Source organism: Actinotalea sp. C106, from assembly GCF_023630195.1.
Lineage (GTDB): Bacteria > Actinomycetota > Actinomycetes > Actinomycetales > Cellulomonadaceae > Actinotalea.
In genome coordinates this window covers 1-4,939 of the sequence record NZ_JALPKN010000237.1, presented here as the reverse complement: position 1 = coordinate 4,939, position 4,939 = coordinate 1, and the positions used below count along the sequence as shown (strand labels likewise).

General features: G+C 74.6%; 4 protein-coding genes and 1 pseudogene. All 5 read right to left on the bottom strand.

The features are described 5' to 3' along the window. Nucleotides 1-755 (bottom strand): 16S rRNA (adenine(1518)-N(6)/adenine(1519)-N(6))-dimethyltransferase RsmA (rsmA, locus tag L0B03_RS13855; RefSeq protein ID WP_250446767.1); only part of this gene is annotated, 755 nt, incomplete at its 3' end. A gap of 25 nt (nucleotides 756-780) precedes the next feature. After that, on the bottom strand, nucleotides 781-2,118 hold the full coding sequence (locus tag L0B03_RS13850; protein ID WP_284501823.1) for a resuscitation-promoting factor: 1,338 nt from the start codon (nucleotides 2,116-2,118) through the stop codon (nucleotides 781-783). A gap of 173 nt (nucleotides 2,119-2,291) precedes the next feature. Continuing rightward, nucleotides 2,292-3,425 carry a resuscitation-promoting factor gene (locus L0B03_RS13845; RefSeq protein WP_250446761.1) on the bottom strand — a complete coding sequence of 378 codons (1,134 nt, stop codon included), beginning with the start codon at nucleotides 3,423-3,425 and terminating at the stop codon, nucleotides 2,292-2,294. Between the two features lie 162 nt (nucleotides 3,426-3,587). Continuing rightward, nucleotides 3,588-4,529, bottom strand: a complete 942-nt coding sequence (locus L0B03_RS13840) for a TatD family hydrolase (protein ID WP_250446758.1) — start codon at nucleotides 4,527-4,529, stop codon at nucleotides 3,588-3,590. Beyond that, nucleotides 4,526-4,939 (bottom strand): annotated as a pseudogene (locus L0B03_RS13835) (methionine--tRNA ligase); the annotation flags it as partial. The pseudogene L0B03_RS13835 and the gene L0B03_RS13840, both read right to left, overlap by 4 nt.

Genomic DNA, 4,939 nt, shown 5'->3' with positions numbered 1-4,939 from the left:
TCAGCGGCAGCCGGCGAGCCGGCGAGGCCGGCGAGGGCCGCCCGAAGGGTCTTGCGCCGTTGGGCGAACGCGGCGTCCACGACGGCGAACACGTGCTCGCGGGGGGCCGTCGTCGTGGGGTGGTCCCGGCGCTCGAGGGCGACCAGGGCCGAGTCGACCCGCGGCACCGGCCAGAAGACCGAGCGGCCGATCGAGCCCGCGCGTCGGGCCGAGGTGTACCAGGCGGCCTTGGCCGAGGGGATGCCGTAGGTGCGCGACCCCGGGGGAGCCACGAGGCGGTCGGCGACCTCGGCCTGGACCATGACCAGCACACGGTCGAGGGAGGGGAACCGCTCGAGGAAGGTCAGCAGCACGGGCACCGCGACGTTGTACGGCAGGTTGGCGACCAGAGCCCGCGGCGCGGGCTCGGGCAGCTCGGTGATGGTCAGGGCATCGGCGGCCAGCACCGTCAGCCGCTCGGCGGCCTCGGGGGCGCGCTCGGCGACGGTGCTGGGCAGCTGCCGAGCGAGCACCGGGTCGATCTCGACGGCGACCACGCTCGCCCCCACCTCGAGCAGCCCCAGGGTCAGCGAACCCAGCCCGGGGCCGACCTCGACCACGGCGTCCCCCGCCCCGACCCCTGCCACCCGGACGATGCGGCGCACCGTCCCGGGGTCGACGACGAAGTTCTGCCCCCAGGTCTTGGTGGGGCGGACACCAAGACGCCCTGCCAGGTCCCGGATCTGGGCGGGGCCGAGCAGGGCGTCGTGGGTCATGTCGAGAGCCTAGGCTCTCGCGCGGTCAGCGCAGGCCGAGCTTGGTCGAGCAGGCGGGCCACTGGCCCCAGCCCGACTGAGCCTGCAGCGCCTGGGCACGCTGGGTCTGCTCGGCCGGGGATGCCTCCGAGGGAAGACCCGCACCGCCCACGGCCTGCCAGGTCGCGACGCTGAACTGGTAGAGCCCGTGGTAGAGACCGTTCGAGGACACGATCGTCGGGTTACCACCCGACTCGCACTGCGCGAGCTGCGCCCAGACGTCTCCGTTCACGACTGCGGCCGGCGCGGGTGCAGGTGCGGCGGGGGCAGGGTTCGCGGGCGTGGCGGCCGGCACGGGGGCCGGCGCGGGCTCGGGGGCCGGACGCTCGGAGGTCCCGACGCGCACGACCTCCTCGACCGGGGCGACCGTCACGGTGTCGGAGAGCTCGAGACGCGACTCCTCCTCGCCGTCGACCGTGATGACGCGGTGCACCGTGGTGCGCTCCCCGTCCTGACCCTCGACCGCGACCTCGGTCTCGTCGGTGTAGAGGTCGGCGGTCTCCTCGGTGGTGCTGCTGAACTCGATCGCGTGGGTCTTCGAGACCTCCTCGGCGACGACGCGCTCGACGCGGACGATCACGCGGCCGGTCTCCTCGTCGCGCTCGACCGAGACACGGTCCAGCTCTCCGACGGTGATGTCGAGGTCGCTGAGCACCTGCTCGAGCCCCACCGAGCCGTCGGCGACCTCGTGGGTCTCCCCGTCGACGACGACGTCGACGGGGCCCTCGCCCGCGAGCAGCACGGCGAGGTCGGCGCGCCCCTCACCCGAGGAGCGCGAGGCCATGAGGCGCACGTCGTCGCCGCGGCCCGCGAAGGTCTGCAGGGCGTCGTCGGCGGTGAGGGCGGTCGTCCACAGGCGGGCCTCCTCGCCGTCGGCGAGCACGGTCACCTGGCGGGCGTGACGCACGACGATCTCGTCGCCGTCCTGGAGGGATGAGTCGACCGCGGGGGCGACGAGGTCACGCTCGCCCACGGTGACGGCTTCGTTCTCGAGGAGACCGTCGACGCTGCCGGCGAAGGTCGAGACCTCGACCGGCTCGCCGTTGATGTCGAGGGTCACGGTCTTGTGCGCCCCGGCGACGGCGAGGGAGCCGCCACCGAGGACGAGCACGGCGGCCAGGGCACCGATGCCCAAGGCGCGGCCGCGCCGCGGGGTCGAGCTGGTCGAGCTGGGGGACTCGTGCACCGAGGAGCGGCGCAGGGAGGGCTTGAAGGTCACAGGCTTCCAGACGTCGGACTTGTCCGGGCACAGGCCTGGCCGGGCGTGCGCGGGGGCGCTGCTCGGGACCAACCTGATCCGGCCGTCATGACCGACCCGCCTCATGGGGGATGCGGCCGTCGCCCAGCGCCGAGCTCCGGCACGGCCGAGAGCTCAGTCCGGGGACCAGTTAGCAGAGGAGTGCTGGCGGCCCCGTGGCGACATGCGACCGTAACCCATTCGTGACCTTCTGTCACGCGGTCGCTCGGCCCCGGTGTGCTATGTCCCGATCTGGCGGGTCAGCGCAGGCCGAGGACCGAGGAGCAGTGCGGCCACTGCCCCCACCCAGAGCGCGCCTGCAGGGCCTTGGCCCGCTCGGTCTGCTCGGCGGGCGTGGCCTCGGAGGGAAGACCGCTGCCCCCGACCGAGCGCCAGGTCCCCACCGAGAACTGGTAGAGCCCGTGGTACAGCCCGTTCGAGGAGACCACCGTGGGGCGGCCGCCCGACTCGCACTGCGCCAGGGCACCCCAGACGCCCTCCCCCGTGACGGCCGGCTCGGGGGCGGTGCGCGTCCCGACGCGGATCACCTCGTCGACCCGCTCGTCGAGCACGACCTCACCGAGCACGGTGCGGGCGACCTCGCCCCCCCCGGCCTCGTACGCGACGTAGGTCACGACGCTGCTGCCCGCACGGCCGCGCACGCTGACGACCTCGGTGCCCTCGTCGAGCCCGGGGTCGTCGCTCCGCACGGTCTCGAAGGCCTCGGTGCTCGTCTCCGAGCGGGTGACGGGGACGGCGCGGTGCACCATGACGGCGAGCCCGTCAGCCAGCGGAGTGTCCACCGGGACCGAGACCTGGTCGTAGGTGCCCAGCGAGGTGCCCGCCTCCCGCAGGGCCTCGCGCACGGTCAGCGCGGCGGTGCTCAGCTCGCGGGTCTCGCCGTCGACGACGAGGTGCACGGCCTTGGGGGTCGAGAGCTGCAGCATCTGCGCGTCGGTCGGGACCCCGTCACGGCCCAGCGGGGCCGAGCGCGAGGCCGAGGTGCGCACGTCGTCGTCGCGCAGCCCGAGCTCGGCGAGCACCTCGCCGACCGTGAGTGCCGTCGACCACACCGTCCGCTCCTCGCCGTCCACCTCGACCACGACCTCGCGGGCGTGCCGGACGAGGATCTCCTCGGCCCCGACCAGGCTCGCGTCGACCGCCGGGACCACGAGGTCACGGTCGCCGACCTCGACGCCCCCGGCCGCGAGCACGTCGGCCACCGTCCGCCCGAAGGTCGAGACGGTCGTGCGCTCCCCGTCGACCTCGAGGACCACGGTCTGGTGCAGCACCGCGAAGGCGCTCGTCCCGGCCACGACGAGTCCCAGCACCAGCCCCTGCGCCACGAGGCGCAGACGTGCGGGCAGGGCACGCTCGACGAGGGTAGGGCTCACGAGGTCCTCAGAGGCACGGCGTCGTCCGTCCGTCGGGGGCAGGGGCGCAGACCGGGGTGCTGCTGAACGTGCTGGTCAACCACGGCTCGCCCGCGGGCCGGGCACGCATCCCCCATGACGGTAACGGAACGAGCACGGCGGCGGGTAGTCCCGAGGTCCCCGTCAGGCGTCGGTCCCCCAGCTGCCGTAGAGGTGCCCGGCGTTCGCGCTCACCTGGTCGCACAGCGCAGCGAGGTCGAGCTCGAGCTCCGCGGCCACGCTGCGGGCCGTCCGCGCGAGGAGGTAGGGCGCGTTGGGCCGGCCGCGGAACGGGTGCGGCGTCAGGTAGGGAGCATCGGTCTCCAGGAGCACCCGGCTGAGCGGGGTGACGTGCAGGGCGGCCCGCAGCTCGTGGCTGCTCGCGAAGGTCACCGGCCCCGCGAAGGACAGGTACCAACCGCGGTCCACGCACAGCCGCGCCATCGCGGCGTCCCCCGAGAAGCAGTGGAAGACGGTGCGCTCGGGGGCGCCGTCGGCCAGCAGCAGGTCGATCACCTCGGCGTGGGCGTCGCGGTCGTGGATCTGCAGGGCCAGGCCCAGCTCCTTGGCCAGGGCCACGTGCGCCCGGAAGGACTCGCGCTGCACCTCGCGACCGCGCTCCCCGGTCCGGAAGTGGTCCAGGCCCGTCTCGCCGATCACGCGGATGCGGTCGTTGCCCCGGGCGAGGTCGGCGATCTCGGTGATCGCGTCGTCGAGGGAGACCTCGTGCCGCGCCTCCCGCTCGGGCTCGAGGCCGTCGGGGCCGACCTCGAGCACGCCGGCGTGCAGCGGCGCCTCGTTCGGGTGGATCGCGACCCCGCCGAGCAGGGCTCCGTGCTCCCCGACGGCCACGTCCGTCCAGCGCGCGGCCGGCAGGTCGCAGCCGATCTGGACCATCCGGGTGACACCCACCGCGGCAGCACGCTCGAGCTGCTCGAGGACCGAGGGCGGCTCGGCCCTGCCGTCGAAGCCGGGGGCGCCGGGGGCCGCGTGGTCGAGGTGGGTGTGGTCGTCGACCAGCGGCGCGGGCAGGGGCTCGGGCAGCTCGGGCCAGGAGCGGTCCCGCTCTCGTCCCCGCGGGCTCACGAGGCCGCCTGCTCCTCGATCCGCGGGAAGAGCGAGGGCCCCTTGGTCACGACCGTGCCGGGCACGAGCCGGCCGAAGCTCCCCGCGTCGGCGACCTGCTGGTCCGCGAGCGCCCCGAGGACCGGCTCGGCCCCCAGGGAGTCCCACAGCGCCGCGGCGGCCTGGGGGGTCACCGGGTTGAGGAGGACGGCCAGGGTGCGTAGCGCCTCGGCCGCGGTCACCAGCGTGGTGGCGAGGCGACCGCCCTGGGGGTGGGTGCCGTCCGGGCCGACCTCGGTCTTGGCGACCGACCAGGGGGCCTGCTCGGTCACGTAGCCGTTGGTCGCGTCGACCAGGCTCCACACCGCGGCGAGGGCCTCGTGCAGGGCGAGCCGGTCGATCGCGCCGTCGGCGCCGGCCACGGCCTGCGC

Excerpts from the sequence above, each read along its gene's own strand:
- L0B03_RS13850 (WP_284501823.1), bottom strand. The coding sequence starts at position 2,118 with ATGAGGCGGGTCGGTCATGACGGCCGGATCAGGTTGGTCCCGAGCAGC.